At 35.2% G+C, this 1,818-nt stretch carries 1 protein-coding gene; it reads left to right on the plus strand.

The window, feature by feature from the left end; translation table 11 throughout:
* Positions 1 to 94: 94 nt before the first annotated feature.
* Complete coding sequence (locus G322_RS0119030; protein ID WP_022943249.1) at positions 95 to 1,630, plus strand: RNA-directed DNA polymerase; 1,536 nt, start codon at positions 95 to 97, stop codon at positions 1,628 to 1,630.
* Positions 1,631 to 1,818: the final 188 nt, after the last annotated feature.

Here is a 1,818-nt window from a genome sequence, read left to right on the forward strand (position 1 = left end):
CCTCACTCATTTTAGCCCACAATTTTTAGCCCGTTAATATGGGCGTTAGCACCCTTCAATGGCGTGCTGTCTTTCTCAAATATGGCCTTAATAAATGAAAATAATAACAACTATGAGCCCACAAGAGGCTCGAGACTTTCTCCTAAAGCATAAAAGCTATTGTAATTTTCCACTTCCGCCATACTTTGATTTTCAACCTCTTTTATTAGCTGTGAAAGATGCGTTAAATGCAAAGCAAAATGGAGCTAGTGACATAGGCTTAAAGCAAGCCGCTAATTTTGATAGTGTTAATTATGTTCTTCAAACGAATAAAGATGGGCATTATGCATGGCGTCCTTTCTCGTTAATTCATCCAGCTCTATATGTACATTTGGTTTTAAAATTAACAGAAGATGCGAATTGGCAGTTAATCAAAGATAGATTTACCTCATTTACTAGTAATGAAAAAATACTTAATGCTAGTTTACCTCGAGAAGCTGGAGAGGAGAGTCCATCCGATACAGCTGAAACAGTAATGGGGTGGTGGAATGATGTAGAGCAACTATCTATTGTAAAATCTTTGGAGTTTAAATATATCTTTTTGACCGATATATCTAACTTTTATCCATCGGTGTATACGCATTCGATAGCTTGGGCTATTCATTCAAAGGACGTCGCTAAAGAACCAAGAAATAGAAATAAAATGAGCATGGTTGGTGTTGCAATTGATAAGACTATACAGAGCATGCAAAATGGTCAGACAAATGGAATACCACAGGGCTCTGTTCTAATGGATTTCATTGCAGAAATATTACTAGGTTATGCCGATAGCGAGCTTACCTTAAAGTTAAATCAGCTTGGGATAGAGGATTATTACATAATTAGGTATCGCGATGATTATCGCGTATTTACAAATTCAAAAGAAGATAGTGAAACAATAGCAAGACAAATCACATTAACCTTGCAAGAGCTAGGCTTACAGTTGAATGCTTCAAAAACCAGCTCAAGTGAAGATATTATTCTTAGTTCTATCAAAAAAGATAAACTTGAAGCTCTAGCTTTATTTAGTAAAAGCCAATGGGAAACAACAATTCAAAAATCGTTACTAAAATTAGTCATCTTTTCTAGAAAACATCCAAATTCAGGTCAACTTGATAAACAATTGGCTAAATTAAGCAAAAAATTAGAGTCAAAGAAAACAATAAAAGAAGATCCAAGGCCTATTATTAGCATCATTACTGACATTATGGTGAACAACCCACGAACATTTGCATCATGCGCACTTGTTTTAAGTAATGCGCTTAGGTTTATTGATGATGAAGACGAAAAGTTAGCATTGTTAGAAAAAATTAAGAATAAATTTAAGCCAATACTTGGCACTGGAATTTTGGATATTTGGTTGCAACGTATTTCATATTCAATTCAACCAGATATTGAGTTTGATGAGCCATTATGTCATTTAACTGCAAATGTCCCTGATGTAAATATATGGGAATCGGATTGGATAACTGATATTGCCTTTAAAAACAACGTAATGGCCACATCAGTTATTAATCGTGAAACTCTTGATTCATGTGACTCGGTGATCAACGAAAGCGAAGTCGTTCTGTTCCCTTATGACGTAGATTTTGAAGAAGATACTTCTGATTAAGTCGAACAGGGTGCTAACAAGGCAATTAAACGGAACTAAAACAGTGGGTTACGTTTCGCTTCGCTCCACATTTTAACCCACTATTTTAGTCCTCTTATTGCGGCGTTAGTTGTATTTCAATCTGTAGGTTGTATTTGTTTCTGCGCTGAGTTTTTAGTCTGAAATTTTTTCAGTAACGTTCATCTATT

The sequence above is a fragment of the Psychromonas hadalis ATCC BAA-638 genome (assembly GCF_000420245.1).
GTDB classification, from domain to species: Bacteria; Pseudomonadota; Gammaproteobacteria; order Enterobacterales; family Psychromonadaceae; genus Psychromonas; species Psychromonas hadalis.